The 17674-nt window shown below is 41.0% G+C and carries 18 protein-coding genes; 1 reads left to right on the plus strand and 17 read right to left on the minus strand.

Going from position 1 to position 17674, the window contains the following annotated elements:
• Positions 1-60 precede the first annotated feature (60 nt).
• The 7 genes from HNR43_RS03430 to HNR43_RS03460 all read right to left on the minus strand — a co-directional run bounded on the left by HNR43_RS03430 (position 61) and on the right by HNR43_RS03460 (position 6088).
• The gene (locus HNR43_RS03430) at positions 61-1107 is read right to left on the minus strand and encodes a GerMN domain-containing protein (RefSeq protein WP_183241316.1); all 1047 of its coding nucleotides are present in this window, start codon (positions 1105-1107) and stop codon (positions 61-63) included.
• A gap of 90 nt (positions 1108-1197) precedes the next feature.
• Positions 1198-1995, minus strand: a complete 798-nt coding sequence (gene racE, locus HNR43_RS03435; RefSeq protein WP_281380315.1) for a glutamate racemase — start codon at positions 1993-1995, stop codon at positions 1198-1200.
• A gap of 109 nt (positions 1996-2104) precedes the next feature.
• Positions 2105-2320, minus strand: a complete 216-nt coding sequence (locus tag HNR43_RS03440) for a helix-turn-helix domain-containing protein (protein WP_183241385.1) — start codon at positions 2318-2320, stop codon at positions 2105-2107.
• 80 nt (positions 2321-2400) lie between these two features.
• Positions 2401-2850 (minus strand): thioesterase family protein, encoded by a 450-nt coding sequence (locus tag HNR43_RS03445; RefSeq protein WP_183241321.1) that lies wholly within the window; start codon positions 2848-2850, stop codon positions 2401-2403.
• 87 nt (positions 2851-2937) lie between these two features.
• On the minus strand, positions 2938-3699 hold the full coding sequence (sdhB, locus tag HNR43_RS03450) for a succinate dehydrogenase iron-sulfur subunit (protein ID WP_009361787.1): 762 nt from the start codon (positions 3697-3699) through the stop codon (positions 2938-2940).
• Positions 3696-5456 (minus strand): succinate dehydrogenase flavoprotein subunit, encoded by a 1761-nt coding sequence (sdhA, locus tag HNR43_RS03455; protein ID WP_183241323.1) that lies wholly within the window; start codon positions 5454-5456, stop codon positions 3696-3698. The genes sdhB and sdhA overlap by 4 nt, the downstream gene beginning before the upstream one ends.
• A 23-nt stretch (positions 5457-5479) precedes the next feature.
• Positions 5480-6088, minus strand: coding sequence for a succinate dehydrogenase cytochrome b558 subunit (locus HNR43_RS03460; RefSeq protein ID WP_183241325.1), 609 nt, complete (start codon positions 6086-6088; stop codon positions 5480-5482).
• A gap of 285 nt (positions 6089-6373) precedes the next feature.
• Here HNR43_RS03460 and HNR43_RS03465 point away from each other — a divergent pair, with 285 nt between their 5' ends.
• The gene (locus tag HNR43_RS03465; RefSeq protein WP_183241327.1) at positions 6374-6805 is read left to right on the plus strand and encodes a DUF2507 domain-containing protein; all 432 of its coding nucleotides are present in this window, start codon (positions 6374-6376) and stop codon (positions 6803-6805) included.
• A 10-nt stretch (positions 6806-6815) separates the two neighbouring features.
• Here the strand turns inward: HNR43_RS03465 and uvrC are convergent, their stop codons facing one another.
• The 10 genes from uvrC to trxA form a co-directional block, all read right to left on the minus strand.
• Positions 6816-8597, minus strand: coding sequence for an excinuclease ABC subunit UvrC (gene uvrC, locus HNR43_RS03470; RefSeq protein WP_183241329.1), 1782 nt, complete (start codon positions 8595-8597; stop codon positions 6816-6818).
• Positions 8590-9990, minus strand: coding sequence for a nucleoporin-interacting protein (locus HNR43_RS03475; RefSeq protein ID WP_183241331.1), 1401 nt, complete (start codon positions 9988-9990; stop codon positions 8590-8592). The genes uvrC and HNR43_RS03475 overlap by 8 nt, the downstream gene beginning before the upstream one ends.
• Positions 9991-10037: 47 nt before the next feature.
• The gene (locus tag HNR43_RS03480; protein ID WP_183241333.1) at positions 10038-10961 is read right to left on the minus strand and encodes an FTR1 family iron permease; all 924 of its coding nucleotides are present in this window, start codon (positions 10959-10961) and stop codon (positions 10038-10040) included.
• 18 nt (positions 10962-10979) lie between these two features.
• Positions 10980-11726, minus strand: a complete 747-nt coding sequence (locus HNR43_RS03485) for an adenine nucleotide alpha hydrolase family protein (RefSeq protein WP_183241335.1) — start codon at positions 11724-11726, stop codon at positions 10980-10982.
• Between the two features lie 74 nt (positions 11727-11800).
• Positions 11801-12523, minus strand: coding sequence for a glycosyltransferase family 2 protein (locus HNR43_RS03490; protein ID WP_183241337.1), 723 nt, complete (start codon positions 12521-12523; stop codon positions 11801-11803).
• Complete coding sequence (locus HNR43_RS03495; RefSeq protein ID WP_183241339.1) at positions 12520-13962, minus strand: alkaline phosphatase family protein; 1443 nt, start codon at positions 13960-13962, stop codon at positions 12520-12522. Before HNR43_RS03495 ends, HNR43_RS03490 begins: the two co-directional genes overlap by 4 nt.
• The gene (locus tag HNR43_RS03500; RefSeq protein WP_183241341.1) at positions 13959-14876 is read right to left on the minus strand and encodes a lysylphosphatidylglycerol synthase transmembrane domain-containing protein; all 918 of its coding nucleotides are present in this window, start codon (positions 14874-14876) and stop codon (positions 13959-13961) included. Before HNR43_RS03500 ends, HNR43_RS03495 begins: the two co-directional genes overlap by 4 nt.
• The gene (locus HNR43_RS03505) at positions 14866-15810 is read right to left on the minus strand and encodes an NAD-dependent epimerase/dehydratase family protein (protein WP_183241343.1); all 945 of its coding nucleotides are present in this window, start codon (positions 15808-15810) and stop codon (positions 14866-14868) included. Before HNR43_RS03505 ends, HNR43_RS03500 begins: the two co-directional genes overlap by 11 nt.
• Positions 15811-15891: 81 nt before the next feature.
• Positions 15892-17100, minus strand: coding sequence for a hypothetical protein (locus HNR43_RS03510; RefSeq protein WP_183241345.1), 1209 nt, complete (start codon positions 17098-17100; stop codon positions 15892-15894).
• 124 nt (positions 17101-17224) lie between these two features.
• Positions 17225-17539, minus strand: a complete 315-nt coding sequence (gene trxA, locus HNR43_RS03515) for a thioredoxin (RefSeq protein WP_043965887.1) — start codon at positions 17537-17539, stop codon at positions 17225-17227.
• Between the last annotated feature and the right edge of the window lie 135 nt (positions 17540-17674).

The raw sequence follows: 17674 nt of genomic DNA on the forward strand, positions 1-17674 counted from the left end.
AGAGGCAGGAACACTGCCTCTCGACGATGAATCTTTATATAGTATAGCAAAAAATTGGTTTCAAAAACTACCTGTGTTCACATTTTGCGGTCTGGTGACAGGTTCTGATAACGGTTTTCCACTTTCGTCGACCAATTCTGCTTTTCCGTTGACTGTAATGGCGACGCTCTCTACCCCTGGCTGTTCTGTTAAAGACAAAACTAAACAATTGAGCACATGCGTAGACACGACATTTTTCTCCACGCTACCATAAATCGCTTCATTAAAGTTCAACGTCACTTTTCCATCTTCATATTTTGGCGCTTCTAACAATTTCGCATCTGCTTGAAAATCGCTTAACAACCCGGAGCCGTAACTTGGTCCTTTAATAAGTTCCTTCACAACTGCAGCTAACTCATCTTGCTCGCTATTCGGCACGCGTCTTGTTACCGGCACATAATACGTTTGTTTTCCGTCTTGTGCTAAAAAGTAGACGATAACAGGATGCGTATTCGTAATATCGACCACACCGTTCGTTTCAATGTTAATTCCGTCATCTCTGCTTAGTTCTTCGCTAATTGGCGTTCCATTGACCGGCATAACGTTTTGATCATGGCCGTTCATACGAATTTTCACTCGCTTTACATTATCAAATTGCGTCACTGTCCATGTGATTGCTTGTAAAATACGTTTTTCATCTTCTGGACGATAGTTCGCAAACTCCTTTGAAAAATCGATGACAAGTGTGCCGTCTTGTTTTAAATTGACGCTCAATACTTGCGTATCTGCCGGAAGCACAGCACGAAATCCGTTCGGGAGCAACTCTGAAATCGGGCCGTTTTCCACTAAATATTCAAGTACTTGTTTGGCTGCTGCGTTTGTCTTTGGTAAGGCAAACGTTTGTGGAACGACGAAGCCGTTTTTATCAATTAAATACAGTTCGCGTTGCACCGTTTCTGTCGCTTTTTCTTTTTCCGCTGCTTCTTTTTCTTGCAACGCTTGCTCATCTTCTACATACGTTACATCTTTTGGTGGGTCAATTTCTTTCGTTGCTTTTTCACCTCCGAACAGCCCACATCCTGAAAGAATAAATATAAACATTGTGGCAATAACCCATACGCGACGCATGGACTCCCCTCCTCATACGGTTTGTACTACTATGTATACGAGCCGTCCAAAAAAATAGAACAAAAAATCCTTCGGCTAATGCGAAGGATTTTAAGATAATTGAATGGTTTCGACATGTTCAATGGGGTGACCGAACCATTTCGAAGCAATTTGTTGAAACGTTTCTTTCGATCCAGTAGTGAAAAATATATGCTCGCGGCGTTTAGTTCCCGTATAAAGCAGACCGCTATGATGTAAAATCGTACTCACTTCGCGTGCTGTTTCATCACCAGAACAAATGAGTTTGACATGCTCTCCCATATATTGTTGAATCAATGGGCTTAAAAGTGGGTAATGCGTACATCCTAAAATAAGCGTATCAATCGGTCGGTCTTTTAATGGTTCAAGGGACTCAGCAACAATTTGTTTTGCTTCTTCCCCTTCAAATTGTCCACTTTCAACTAAAGGGACGAACTTTGGGCAAGCTAAACTTTCCACGATCACGTCGCTATTAATGGATTTCAATGCTTGCTCGTATGCCCCACTTTTTACCGTTCCGATCGTGCCGATGACACCGATATGATAGTTTTTTGTAATTTTTAACGCCGTGCGTGCACCCGGATGGACGACACCAACCACAGGGATGTTGAGCGTATCGCGAATTTCTTCTAAAGCGACAGCTGTGGCGGTGTTACATGCAATAACAAGCATTTTCATATCATAACCGAGCAAATAGTTCGTCATTTCCCACGTAAACTGCCGAATTTCTTCCCGTGGTCTCGGTCCGTACGGACAGCGTGCTGTATCTCCTAAGTATACAATTTGTTCTTTTGGTAACTGGCGCATAATTTCCCTTGCGACCGTTAATCCACCAACACCTGAATCAATCACTCCAATTGGTCTTTCCAATGTATTCGCCTCATTCTTTGTTGATGTATGACAAAACATTTTTCATTATAACATATATCAAATCAATAGAAAACCGGCTGCCTAAAACGAAAAGGCGAGCCGGTTCTCTCTATAGTTTAAGTTCCCCCATTCGAAGCAATTCAACAACAGCTTGGGAACGCCCCTTTACTCCAAGCTTTTGCATCGCATTCGAAATGTGGTTGCGAACTGTTTTTTCGCTAATGAATAGTTCACTAGCAATCTCTTTCGTTGTTTTGTCTTGCAGCAACAGTTCGAATACTTCTCGTTCTCTTTTTGTAAGCAGCGGCTTCTGATTCAAGTGAATAACCCTCCTTGCTTTTACCAGACCGAAACGGATGGGTATATATTTAGTCAACATATCGTATGCAAGAAGGGCGTTAACGGTTACATGTTTTCTATTAATCGCGCTCGCGCTTCTTCGTCCCATGCCACTCCTTTTCCTGTCGTTTTTGACATTTGCACCATCGTCCCACGCCCTGTAAACGCAATTGCTCCATTTTGCTTTTTTCCAACATAATGTAAATCAACAGAAGAGTTGCCGATGTGTGCAACTTTGACACCGATTTGTAGCTGTTCACCAAAATACACTTGTTGTAAAAAATCGCATTGTAAATTCGCAACGACTGGAATCGCATCATGTTCTTTTCCTAACCAGTCGTTCATAAAGCCGAGATGTTCAAAAAATGCGATGCGCGCTTCTTCAAAATATACAAAAGGTACCGTATTGTTCAAATGACCAAACATATCTGTTTCTGAAAAGCGGACACGTACCGGATGAAAAAAAGAAAAACGTTGTCCCCATTCTTTTATGTCATTAATATACGATATTTTCACTTTCCTTCTCCCCCTCTATAAAAGCGACTTATTATCATATATCATATATGAAACGTAAGGCCGACTCCTGAAGAGTCGACCTTGTTGTTACACTTCATCGCTACCGAAGAAATTGCGAAACATTTGAATAGTTGCTGCACGGTTCAATGCCGCAATCGATGTTGTAAGCGGAATGCCTTTCGGACAAGATTGCACACAGTTTTGTGAATTTCCGCAGTTCGCTAGTCCACCATCACCCATAATCGCTTCAAGGCGCTCCGCTTTATGCATCGCTCCTGTTGGATGCGCGTTAAATAAACGTACTTGCGAAAGCGGTGCTGGACCGATGAAGTTTGACTTACTATTGACGTTTGGACAAGCTTCTAGACATACACCGCACGTCATACATTTTGATAACTCATATGCCCATTGCCGTTTGCGCTCTGGCATACGCGGTCCCGGACCTAAATCATACGTTCCATCGATTGGAATCCACGCTTTTACTTTTTTCAACGAGTCAAACATGCGACTACGATCCACTTGCAAGTCGCGAATAACAGGGAATGTGCGCATCGGTTCTAAACGAATCGGTTGCTCGAGCTGATCAACTAGTGCGGTACACGATTGGCGTGGTTTTCCGTTAATCACCATTGAACAAGCACCACACACTTCTTCTAAACAGTTCATTTCCCAAGCAACAGGCGTCGTTTTTTCCCCTTTTGCATTGACCGGATTGCGCCGAATTTCCATGAGCGCCGAAATAATGTTCATGTTCGGACGATACGGGATGACAAACTCTTCTTCATAAGGGGCTGTATCCGGACGGTCTTGTCTTGTGACGATAATCCGAATCGTTTTATTTTCGCTCATGATTTCACTTCCCCTTTCTTTTTCGTGTAGTCACGTTTGCGCGGCTTAATAAGTGATGTATCTACTTCGCGATAATGGAACGATGGACCATCCGGTGTAAAGCTTGCCATCGTTGTTTTTAACCATTCTTCATCATTTCGCTCAGGAAACTCTGGTTTATAATGCGCTCCACGGCTTTCGTTACGGTTGTAAGCACCAAGCGTAATGACGCGAGCAAGTTGCAACATGTTATAAAGTTGGCGTGTAAACGATGCTCCTTGGTTGCTCCATTTCGCTGTGTCGTTAATGTTAATATTTTTATACCGTTCAAGTAATTCTTGAATTTTCTCATCTGTTTTCAATAGTTTATCGTTATAGCGAACGACTGTGACGTTATCAGTCATCCATTCACCAAGCTCTTTATGCAAGACGTATGCGTTTTCTGTACCATCCATCGCCATAATTTGCGCCCATTTCTCTTCTTCTTGTTTTAAATAGCGATCGTATAAGGAAGAAGGCATCGCATCGGCTGATTTTTCAAGCCCTTTCATATACTCAACTGCTTTTGGACCTGCTACCATTCCACCATAAATGGCGGATAATAACGAGTTTGCACCGAGACGGTTGGCACCGTGCATTGAGAAGTCACACTCACCCGCCGCAAACAATCCTTTAATATTTGTCATTTGATCGTAGTCCACCCATAATCCACCCATCGAGTAGTGAACTGCTGGGAAGATCTTCATCGGCACTTTTCTTGGGTCTTCACCCATGAATTTCTCATAAATTTCAATAATACCGCCTAACTTAATATCCAGCTCTTTCGGATCTTTATGTGACAAGTCTAAATAAACCATGTTTTCGCCGTTAATGCCGAGTTTTAAGTCTACGCAAACATGGAAAATTTCACGCGTTGCAATGTCGCGTGGAACGAGATTTCCGTAAGCTGGATATTTTTCTTCTAAGAAATACCAAGGTTTCCCATCTTTATACGTCCAAACTCGTCCACCTTCTCCACGAGCTGATTCACTCATTAAGCGAAGCTTATCGTCACCCGGGATGGCTGTCGGGTGAATTTGAATAAATTCCCCATTTGCATAATATGCCCCTTGTTGATAAACGATCGACGCTGCCGAACCTGTGTTAATGATGGAGTTTGTTGACTTACCAAAAATGATTCCTGGACCACCTGTTGCCATGATGACTGCATCAGAAGGGAATGCTTTAATTTCCATTGTTGTCAAGTTTTGTGCGACAATACCGCGACATACTTGCTCATCGTCTAAAACAGCACCTAAAAACTCCCAACCCTCATATTTTGTTACAAGACCTGCCACTTCATGACGGCGCACTTGTTCATCAAGCGCATAAAGAAGCTGTTGTCCTGTTGTTGCTCCTGCATATGCTGTACGGTGATGTTGTGTGCCTCCAAAACGACGGAAGTCAAGCAAGCCCTCGGGCGTACGGTTGAACATGACGCCCATGCGATCAAGCAAATGAATAATGCCAGGGGCAGCTTCACACATTGCTTTTACCGGAGGTTGGTCAGCTAAAAAGTCCCCACCATATACTGTATCATCGAAATGCTCCCACGGAGAGTCTCCCTCCCCTTTTGTGTTGACCGCACCGTTAATGCCACCTTGTGCACAAACAGAGTGAGACCGTTTCACGGGAACTAATGAAAATAAATCTACTTTTACACCTGCTTCGGCGATTTTAATGGTTGCCATTAAACCGGCAAGACCTCCACCAACGACAATAATTTTTCCTTTACTCATGTCTCCTCACTCCTTCTTGTGGATTAAACGAATGCTAAAATCGCGCGTATACCAACGATCGAAAGCGCGACAAAAATCCCCATTGTCACGTATGTAGAAATTTGTTGTGAACGAGGAGTCACTGTAATACCCCAGCTAACGAAAAACGACCATAACCCGTTCGCAAAATGAAATACTGCAGAAACGATTCCGACAATATAAAATGCAAGCATAAACGGGTTCGCAACGATGTTCGCCATCATGTCATAGTTTACTTCTGCACCAAACGCAGCCTGAACGCGCGTTTCCCATACGTGCCAGACGACGAAAATGAGCGTAATAATCCCGGTTAAGCGTTGCAACATAAACATCCAGTTACGGAAATATCCGTAGCGACTTACATTGTTTTGTGCTGTAAATGCAATGTACAGTCCGTAGATGGCATGGAACAATAGCGGAAGAAAAATAACGAAAATTTCTAAAAAGTACCGAAACGGTAGTTGCTCCATGAACTCTGCCGCTCTGTTGAACGATTCTGCTCCTCTTGTTGCAAAATGGTTAACTACTAAATGCTGTGTTAAGAACAGCCCGACTGGAATGACTCCGAGCAATGAGTGGAGTCGACGATAAAAAAACTCGCGATTTTGTGCCATACATAACCCCCCTTAAATTTTTCATCTTCCTTTTCTATGCGCTCCCATCCACATCTACTAGACTATGATCAACAGAGGTGTAAACACTTCCATTTCCATTGATCATTGTCACATTCATTGTACTCCCAGAATGTAGGAGCGTCAAGAAAAGGTGTTCACGAAATGTTCAATCATTTCAAATTTTAAAATAACTACACTTCTAGTGAAGTCCGAAATAAGAGAAAAGTCAATACTGTTTTTCACGTTGTTGATCGCTATAATGAAAAATAGAGAGGGGAATTGATCGTGAGCGGATACGAACAATGGAAACAAACGAATATTTCTGCTTTTAGCGACTTTTTGTTTCGGCAAGAACTACTACCAAATTTATTTGGAAAAGAAACTCCATTTATTTTATATTGGGCAGGAAAAGAGTTAGCGAGAAAGTACCCGCTAGCTACAATCGATGATGTCATTACTTTTTTCGAACAAGCTGGTTGGGGGAATTTATCACTACTTGAGGAGAAAAAAGATCAATGCGAGCTCCAACTCGATGGTCCGCTCGTTGCCATGCGGTTCGATTATGGTGGAGAGTGCACGTTTCAACTTGAAGCGGGTTTTCTTGCTCAACAGTTCGAACAGCAAAAAGGATATGTAACGGAAGCGTTTGAACAGCAAAAGCGACGCGTCAAAACCGTTTTATTCACTGTCAAATGGGATCGTAAAGATGAAAGCTGACCGACGATGGTCAGCTTTCATACGTTCGGAGCGCTTCGTAAATTTTTTGCGCGACATGTTTTGGGATGTTTGCTTCTTGTAGCTGTTCAACCGTTGCTTCTCTCATTTTTTTTATCGATCCGAAATGTTGGAATAACGCTTGTTTTCTTTTTGTACCAACCCCTGGAATTTGATCAAGAATGGAGTGAAATGTAGATTTGGAACGAACTTGTCGATGGAATGTAATCGCAAAACGATGCACTTCTTCTTGAATGCGCTGCAACAAATAAAATTCTTGACTGTTTTTTTCTAACGGAATGACGTTCGGTGGATCACCAAACAATAAATGTGATGTGCGATGCTTATCATCCTTCACTAAACCTGCAACAGGAATCGACAACCCTAGTTCGCATTCCAACACTTCTTTTGCGGCTTGCATTTGTCCTTTCCCACCATCGACAATGATTAATTGAGGAAGCGGTAGACGTTCGCGCAACACGCGCGTATATCGTCGGCGAATCACTTCCCGCATCGACTCATAGTCGTCTGCTCCTTGCACCGTTTTTATTTTATATTTACGATATTCTTTTTTTTCTGGTCTTCCGTCAATAAATACGACCATTGCTGCAACAGCGTCTGCCCCTTGAATATTTGAATTGTCAAACGCCTCAATACGATGGGGAGCTTGAATCCCCATCGCTTCACCTAATCGTTCAACTGCACGAATCGTCCGTTCTTCATCACGTTCAATTAAAAAGAACTTTTCTTGCAAAGCAATTTGTGCGTTTTTGCAAGCTAAATCAACGAGCTCTTTCTTTTTGCCACTTTTCGGCTGTGTGACGTTCACCTGAAGCAAATTTGTCGCCATTTCGCCATCGATGTCGCGTGGCAATACAACTTCGCGCGGCTTTAAATGATACTCTTTGCTGTAAAACTGACCTAAAAACGTTAAAAACTCTTCCTCTGGTTCTTGATACAAAGGAAACATCGACACGTTTCGTTCGATGAGCTTTCCTTGGCGAATAAAAAATACTTGTACGCACATCCATCCTTTATCATATGCATATCCAAAAATGTCGCGATCCACGAAATCGTGCAAAATCATTTTTTGTTTTTCCATTAATGTTTCAATATACGCAATTTGATCCCGATATTCTTTCGCCCTCTCAAACTGTAACTGTTCGGCCGCTTCCATCATTTTTTCTGTCAATGCCTCTTTTACTTCTTTATACCCACCGTTTAAAAAACGAGTAATTTGTTCAACAATTTGTTTATTTTCTTCCTCTGACACTTTATATTCGCACGGTCCTAAACATTGCCCCATATGATAATATAAACAAACTTTTTTCGGCATCTTCTCACATTTTCTTAATGGGTATAGACGATCGAGCAGTTTTTTCGTTTCGTGCGCGGCTTGAGCGTTCGGATACGGCCCAAAATATTTCCCTTTATCTTTTTTCACCGTTCGGGTGATGATAAGACGCGGATGCGTTTCTCCAGTAATTTTAATAAACGGATAGCTTTTATCATCTTTTAACATGACGTTATATTTCGGATCGTATTTTTTTATTAAATTCATTTCTAAAATAAGCGCTTCTAAATCGGAAGACGTCACAATATATTCAAAATCAGCAATTTCATTGACTAACCGAAGCGTTTTTCCGTCATGTGTACCCGTAAAATAAGAACGGACACGATTTTTCAACACTTTCGCTTTTCCGACGTAAATGACCGTTCCATTGGCATCTTTCATTAAATAACATCCCGGTTGATCGGGCAAAATAGCTAACTTTTCTTTCAATCGCTCATTCACGTTCTTCCCCCTCTCGCCATTCATATACGGTGATGTGCCCATACACAGGATCAGATAATAAGCTCGATTCATACGTTCGAACTGGGTGAATATATGGTCGAACGTCTATTCCTTGCGCTTGAAACCCTTTAATGACATGATCGGTGACATACACTTTCGCATGTGGGAATGCCGCTTTTTCTCGCTGGAAAACGTCAAATGAAAATACGCGTTCATGTGGAAAAGAAACGCTTAAATATTCAAAAACACGCGTCTCTTCCCATGTGAATATAATAAAAGGCTTTTCTTTCTGTTCAAAATCATACGCCAACTGATACGTCGCTGGCAACTGTGTCGCTTGATGCTTGACCGCTTGCATGCCGAGCATCGTTTGTGAGAGGAGCAAAACAAACACCACGGTAAGCCGTAGACGTGATGGCGATTGAAGGGCACTAACGAACAAAAAGAATGAAACAATAACGATAATCGGCAATATATGTCTTGGTTTTTCAATGTTTTGTGCAAACAACGCCCATAAAAAATACGTCAGTAAAAGTAGACGATATAAAGGTGGAATCGCTATTTGTTTCCACATCATAGCTAACAAAATAACAAAACAACTTAGTAGCCATATCGACTGTTTCGCCATGCCTGTCCAAATGATATTATAAAAGATAAGCACAACAGCTCGTTGCCAAAACGGCGCTTCATCTGTCGACACCGTTCCCCCCCATTGCGTAAAATGACCTGTTGTGAATGAAAGAGCCAACTGCCAAAACCCTGTACCTTCTGTTGCAGCGACTGCACTAATCCAAATGAATTGAAAAGCAATCGCTACCAAACTGTATAGCAAAAGCTGTTTTACACGATACTTCCGCTTCCACCAAACATATAAAATACCGATGCCAAAAGGAACGTAAGATAAACGAATGCCGAGCATAACGCTAAATAGCCATAGCGGTAGCAACTGCGCATAAAGCCGATCCGAGTGAATCGCACGTTGTAAACTCCATACATACCACCATAAAACAGCGAGTGCGCTTCCTTCCGACATCGGTTGTGAAACGATAAGCGTGACATAACTAAGCGATTGAACAAGTGCAGTAACAACCCACGTGTATTTTTTTTTCACAAATGTTTTTGCAAGCAAATATATTGGAATTGTGGCACTTATCATAAGCAAACCGTTCCAAATCGCCAGTGCCTTGGCAGGATTGTCGACAAGTGAATGAACGAGCATCCCTCCAAAAATAAAATACGGATATCCCGGAAAATGCGGTTGCATCGCAAGCAAATCATACCGATCAAGCGCTAAAGCAAAATCTACTTCGTCCCATGTTGCAGCGAATGGACTAGCATATACGATGTATGATATATAGACAATAAGCAACAAAACAATGGAAACCATTCTCACAATCAAAACCCTCCTAAGCAAAAAAGTACAAGGCTTCCCCTTGTACTTTACATCACTTGTTGTTCAAGCACCTGCTCATTTTTTTCGCTCTTTTCTTTTTTTCCTTCTTTTGCACCATAACGTGTTTTTACGAGTAAATAAATAACAACGAAATAACCAACGTATGCTAATACTTCTTCCAAGGATGGCATCGACGAATAACCAAATAATGCTTTAAGAAAAATGCCTACGTCGCCAGAAATAATTGGTTCATGTCCTGTGTCGCGTACAAAATGCTCATGGTCAATCGGATGTTCCGGCATAAACCACGTAATGTCGTATACATGCGGCATGACGCTACCAATGATTTTCAAATCTTGTAGCATCGAAACACCTTGCACAAGCAAGCCGGCCGCAATCAAAATAATAAACGCACCAGTCACTTTAAAAAACGTTTTTAACGGCACGCGCATCGTTCCTTTAAAGAACGTGTAGCTTACAATAGCTGCAATCGTTAACCCTGTGATTGCCCCCCATCCTTGTACTGCGGCTCCGATATTTCCCCCTGTAATCGCCGCAAAGAAAAAGACCGTTTCGACCCCTTCGCGCAAAACAACTAAAAATGAGTGCATCACCATGCCAAATACGTCCCCTTTGGATACGTATTTGCTCATTTTTCCTTCCATACTACTTTTTATGTCTTTACTATGTTCCGCCATCCAAAAAACCATTTGTGTCAACAAGATGGAAGAAATGAAAATAATACTTACCTTTAAATACATTTCACTCGCCATCGTTGAAAAGCCGGTTAGCACAACTTGGAATAATAAAGCGACGATCGCGCTTGCAAACACAGCTAATCCTGCACCGAGCCAAACATATTTCACATAGCGTGATTGATCAATGCGTTTTAAGTACGATGTAATAATCCCTACGATTAATAGTGCTTCTAATGCTTCACGAAATGTAATGAGCAGTGCTTGAACTTCCAATCTACACGACCCCTTTCTTTACTTTCGTTTTCTTATCGCGTACACTACAACAGCAATAATAACTCCGATAATTACAATGATCGGTATCCAGTTTTTTAAATCAGACAAATCTGTCCATTCCTTCTTTTTCGCTGCAGCTAATCGGTCTAAATCCTCTTCTGTAAAATGACCTGTTTCAACATCCTCTAATTCAAATTGATCTTGTAACGCTTGTAAAATAGTTTTTTTACTTTCTTTGAATTGATCGATATTTGACTCTTTTTTCCCTACTCCAAACAATCCAGGATTTCCGAGCGATTGAAGGGCAACATCAAACTGTTGTTTTAATTTTTTATCTAGCTCCGCATCTTTTTGTTGCACGATTGGGGAAAGGGCTTTATATGTAGCAAATGCTTTCGCTAATAATCGCTTGCTCGTATCGTAATGATCGAAATTTTTCTCTACATTTTCTAAACGGCGTGCTACATTGAGCACGAGCACTTTTTGCATCGCTGAAACAATTGTATCTGCATCTTTATTTTCAATCGCCTCTAAAATGATGGTGGACGGTTCAGGTCCCATATGCATATCGATTTCTTTTTGCACCGTTTCATAAATCACTTTCACTTCATCAAATTTTTTCTCTTGCACTTTCGCGACCATTTCTTTATACGCTTCAGCAACTGCTTCTTCGTTCGGGTCGCCGTACGAATAAGCGAACGAAGACATAGGGGCCGAAGTGAAAATTAATATCAATGACAAACAAAAAAATAATATCGTTCTCAAACCGATCTCCTCCTTCGATGATAATGATAATAATTATCATAAATGTTGTCAAGAAAAAATGCTAGAGAATCTCTCTAGCGTTGCTGAACAGAACGTATTTGTTTTCGTTTCACCGGGCGACACATTTCTTTCACGATCGCAGGAACGACATGTTTGAGATAAGCTGTAAACTTAATAAACGATTGACCTGTCGTTCGCACTTGATATACAATCGGCACTTCTTTTAATCGAAATCCTTTGCGCACTAAATTTAATGTCAATACTTGTGCATAGTTGTAATCATGAATAATTTCTGCTTCTTCCATCGCTTGACGCGAAAATGCTCGCATGCCCGATTGACCGTCGTAAATCCACGTTTTTAATAACAACGATTGAAGGAACGTAAATATATAATTTCCGATGCGGCGATGCCATTTCATCCCATAAATCGTTCCTAAAAAACGGGACCCCATCGTGTAATCCGCTTCGTCACGTAAAATAGGCATAATAAGGTCAGGAATTTGCTCTGGTGGATATTCGTTATCGGCATCAATCATTACACCAATGTCCGCACCGAGTTTAATGCATTGTTGTAAACCGGTACGCACAGCTGCACCTAGCCCTCGATTTTGTTCGTGTCGGTAAATAAAATCCGCTCCCGCTCGTTTCGCTACATCAACAGTACGATCCGTTGATCCATCGTCTACAACAAGAACTTGTACTTCTATATTCGGGTGAATATATCTTGGAATACGACGAATGACTTCCCCAATTGCTTCCTCCTCATTGTGTGCAGGTAAAAATACAATTACTTTCATCGCTCCCCCTCTTTCTTTAGCGCTTCAACTAACACAGGGCCACGGCTATGGCTCGGATATGGCGCTCCTAACAAATAAGCGATCGTTGGAGCAAGAGAAACGAGGCTATATTTTTCATCAATCCGCTTTCCTTTTTCGATCATCGGACCGTACATGAAAAATGGAACGTATCGTTCTCCTTCATCTAAATGACCATGTCCACCGATTCCGTCCGCTTGTCCATGATCCGCACAAACGATAAGCGTCGTGTTGTCCATTTTCCCTTGTTCATGCAACCATTCAACAAATTGTTGAATCAATTGATCCACTTCTTCAATTTTTTGCACATACTCATCATAATGTACACCGCGGCTGTGTCCTGTTTGATCCGTTCCAATGAATTGAACGACGAATAAATGTAAATCTTGTTCTGTCATGATTTGTTTCGCTCGCTCCATAATGTTACGGTCTGCGACATCGTTATGCATGACAGCTGTAACGGTTTCGACATCATTTCCTAGGGAATCGACAAGATGAGCGATACCGAGAACTTTTCCTTTTTTTCCTACTTTTCGGAGAGCATCAAAAATACTTTCGACACGAATCCCTAGTTTCCATACCATATTTGAACGAATGCCGTGTTCAAACGGATATGTTCCTGTGAGCATCGATGTAAAGCATACAACCGTTCTTGCTGGATATACCGTTTCCATTTGCGTAAAATCCGTTCCATTGGCACGAAGCGACTTTAAAAATGGGGCGTTTGCTTGTTCAAAACGATCTTTTCTCATTCCATCAACAACGAGCACGATGACGCGATCGCTTAACGGTTTCTCATTTGGCGGCACGTTATTTGTGTAATGATCGATTATTTTTGGTTTCCAATCAAATAAATAACGATGCAAAATAAACGACCATACAAAAACGAATACGTAAAAAGCGATAAATGACGGAGTATGTACATCATGGTGTACCCCGTATTCCCATACAGAAAGAAGGAGTAATGCTTTTGGCAATTGCTCTTGCGCATTCCCGCTCGTTGAGTCGCTATTTTTCAGCACAAGTTTCCAAAAACGAGTAAAATTCAACCATGTCGTTCCAATACGTAAATGATAGTATAATGTTCCCCAGAAGAAAACGGTAAAAAAGAAGTAAAGACTAACAGCAAGTAAAAGTAAATTCGTCGGTACGAACGACCAAATCATTAAAAAAATGATGTACGGAATCCACAAATAGTTGCGTAAAAATAACGGGTAGTCGTATACATAGTATAAAACGAAAAGAGGGATCGTTAACAACAAGCTACTCCCTAATCGCTTTATTTCTTCCAACGTGATGCCATCAAATAAATGGAAAAGAACCATCGTTCCGATAACAAAAATTGGAGTAAATGGTTTTCCTTCATTTAATAAATTCCAACACCTTGCTGCTATTTTTTCAAACTTCGATGCTTTTTTCACGCTACGTCCTCCTTTCGAATGAATGTCCATAATGTCGGGATGCGCCACCATACGTATAGCCCAGCGACATAGGAAAATAAAAATTTAAATAAATGGGTTGCTAGCGCAAGAGCATATGCTTGTTCCCAATCTGAGTGAATGCGCGTTAATGCAAACGCCATGACAGCCTCATATGTCGCTAATCCCCCTGGAGTCATTTGAAATACTTGTCCACCAACGACCATACTATTTACCCATAACGCCTCAGTAAATACCAGAGGAAAAGCAATCATTTTCGTCATTTCAAACAAAACGACCGCTTCACATACCCAACTAAAAACAATAGCAACAACAATCGGTACAAAGCGACGGCTTTTCCATATCATGTTCCAATGTTGTTTATATTTTTGTAACCATGACAAATCGATGCGTCGAAGGACGAAAAACAAAACAACGCCCCCACCAAAAATGAGGGGGACAATTATGGCGGAACGAATAACGGTGTGCATATAAACGATTGCACCAAAAGAAGCAAAGAAAAACAAAACGATCAAATCCAGAAGGCGTAATATAATAACAGACTCGGCAACAATCATAAATGGGATGCGATCTCTCCTTGCACATATACCAATGCGAGCAACATCGCCCATTTTAATCGGGAAAATGTGATTAATAAATAAACTAGCAAATAATCCATCGATACACGTTTGAAAGCGAGCCTGAGGCAAATACGATTTCCATGCTATAGCACGTAACACAAAGGCGAGCCCATACATAATGAACATATAACTCGCATGCCACGGTTGCGAAACAAGCCTGTGCATAAGCTCAAACAACAGTCGTGCATCAAAATGGTGAATCGTCATCCATATAAACGCTACAATACATATCAAGCTAATGAGTCGCATCAAAATCTTTATTCGTTTAGTTTTCATATTGCTTCGCCCATTCAATTGTCTTTGCTAATCCTTCTCGCAACGATATGCGCGGTTCGTACCCGATTTTCTCTTTCGCTTTCGTAATATCAGCCCATGTGGCAACAACATCACCAAGGCGAGGTGATTCGTAATGAACACGCATATGTGGAAAATGAGTACGCAACTCCGCAAGCAATTGCTTCATCGTCACAGGCTGACCAGCCCCAAGGTTAAATACGTCACTTTCTTTTCGTTCTAGCGCTTGAATCATTCCAGCAACAATGTCATCAATATACGTATAATCGCGTGCCGTATGATCGCCGTAAACGGTAATCGGCTCATCACGCAACAATTGACGAATAAATTTACTAATCGCCATATCCGGCCGTCCCCACGGTCCGTATACAGTAAAATAACGAAAAATCGTCATCGTATACCCATACATATGTGCGTACGCATGACAAAACGATTCCGCACTATATTTTGCCGCTGCATACGGGGAAACGACTTGTCCATTTGCCATTTCTTCTTTTAATGGTTGAAACGCTCGGTCACCATACACAGACGAAGAAGAGGCGAATAGCACGTGCTGAACTCCTGCTTCCCCTGATGCCTGTAATACGTTTACTGTCGCTTTCACATCGTAATCAATGTATGCTAATGGCTCCGATAGCGATGGTTGTACGCCTGGTAACGCAGCTAGATGGAATACAACATTAGGGCGATGATGTAAAAAAATTTGCTTGAGTGCATCTGACTGTAAAATATCTACATGATAAAAATGAAAAAAACCGACGTCTTTTATTTGTTGAAGCTGGCGTTGTTTTCGGCACATTGAATAATATGAGTGGAAGTTGTCGATCACAACAAGCTCATGCCCAAGTTTAAGCAATTCTTTTCCTAGATGACTACCAATAAATCCTGCTCCACCTGTGATACATACTTTTGCCATTTGTATAACTCCTTCATCGTTCATCGCCCTACTATTGTATCACAACAAAAAAGCCGCTTGTCATGCGCGGCTTTTTTATGTTTATTGAACAATAGCACTTACAGCATCAAGCACAGCTTTGCTATATTGAGCAGCTTCATCTTTTTTATTTTCTGCAATTGCGCTATACCATTTTTCTGCTGTCGCAAATACTTCCGCTGCTTTTTCATCGCCTAATTTTGCTTTCACATCTAATTCAATCGCTTTTAAGAACATGTTTCCTTCTAACGCTTTTACTTTCGCTTCGACAACGTTATTTTCGTCTAACTGTGCCGGTGCTTTTTCATGATAGCCTTTCATTTTACCAAACAACGCTTTTGCAAATAATGCCCCTACTTCTTCTGCTTTAATGTTTTTGTAATCATTATTTAATGATAAAATTTCATCTAAGCGTGCTGTCGCAGCTTCATCTCCTTCAGCTAAAGAGCCTTTGATCGCTTGTAAAAAGCCCCATGCTTCAGCTTGTTGACCTTTTAGCTCATCTTCTGCCTTCCCTTCTTTCACACCTGCTTCAATTTTTTCAGCATATGATTTTGACGCTAAATAGTAGCTACGATAGATCGACTTATCCGTTAACTGAATGTACACTTTAAAATCATCTACGTTATTTGCTTTTAACGCTTCTTCTTGCGCTGTTAAACCAGCGTTAATGCTTTGTTCAAGGCTAGATTCTCCTGTTAATTGATAATATTCATCACGTTTCATCGCTGTTGGGACGAAAATTTCCGCTGCTAGCAACTTAATTTGTTCGAACAATGTTGTCGCTTTTTGTTGGTCGCCAGCTTCAAGTGCAGCTACAACATCTTTTTGCAATTTCTTTTGCAACTGATAAAAATATGATTGCGTCACTTTATCTACGATTTGGCGCGCTGGATGCACGTTTAGCTCTCCGCTTTTTCCACCTTGAATCGCCGCTTCAATCGTTTGAGCAAATGTACCATCTAGTTCGTTAATTGGCTTCTGCAGTTGCTCTGTATATGTTTTTTCTACAAGGTTCCAATCAACCGATTGTCCTTCTTTCGCCTTTTCTGTTTCAGCTTTGATCGCTTTATAAGCATCAATGAACGCTTGAACGTTTACTTGCTCTTCTACTTGCTCAGTTTCAGCTTGTTGCTCTTTTTGTTTTTCTTCTACTTTTGTTTCTTCCTTCTTCTCTGTCGTTTCTGTTTTCTCCGCATTTCCGCAACCAGCAAGCACACCACCTGCTAATAAAAACATGGCAAATACAGCTTTTAATTGACGTTTTTTCATTTCGTATGTATCCCCCTTTTTGATAACGATTATCATTAACCGTTACCATTATAGTAGAGAACGATTTTCAATGTCAATATAAAATTTCAAAAAAAATACCTCGGATCTCTCCGAGGCATGTCGATTATAAATGCTTGCTTAAAAGACCAACAAGCGCTTCTTTTGGTTGGAAGCCAACCGTTTTATCTACCACTTCACCGTTTTTAAAGACAAATAATGTTGGAATGCTCATCACACCAAATTTTCCAGCCGTTTCTGGGTTGTCATCTACATTAACTTTTACTACTTTCACTTTACCAGCAAGCTCGCGATCTACTTCTTCCAATACAGGTGCAATCATTTTGCAAGGTCCGCACCAAGGTGCCCAAAAATCAACGAGCACAACCCCTTCTTTTACTTCATTCACAAACGTTTGATCTGTTGCATTGACAATTGCCATTGTTCATTCCTCCTTAAACATTTCAGTTCCATGCACATAGTATACCATTGAACGTATTCATTACGCCAATCTTTTGCTTCGCTTCTACTATTTCCATGTCGCAAAAAAATATGCTGAAAAGAAAAGGCAAAGCAT

Source organism: Anoxybacillus mongoliensis, assembly GCF_014201515.1.
Taxonomy (GTDB): Bacteria; Bacillota; Bacilli; order Bacillales; family Anoxybacillaceae; genus Anoxybacillus; species Anoxybacillus mongoliensis.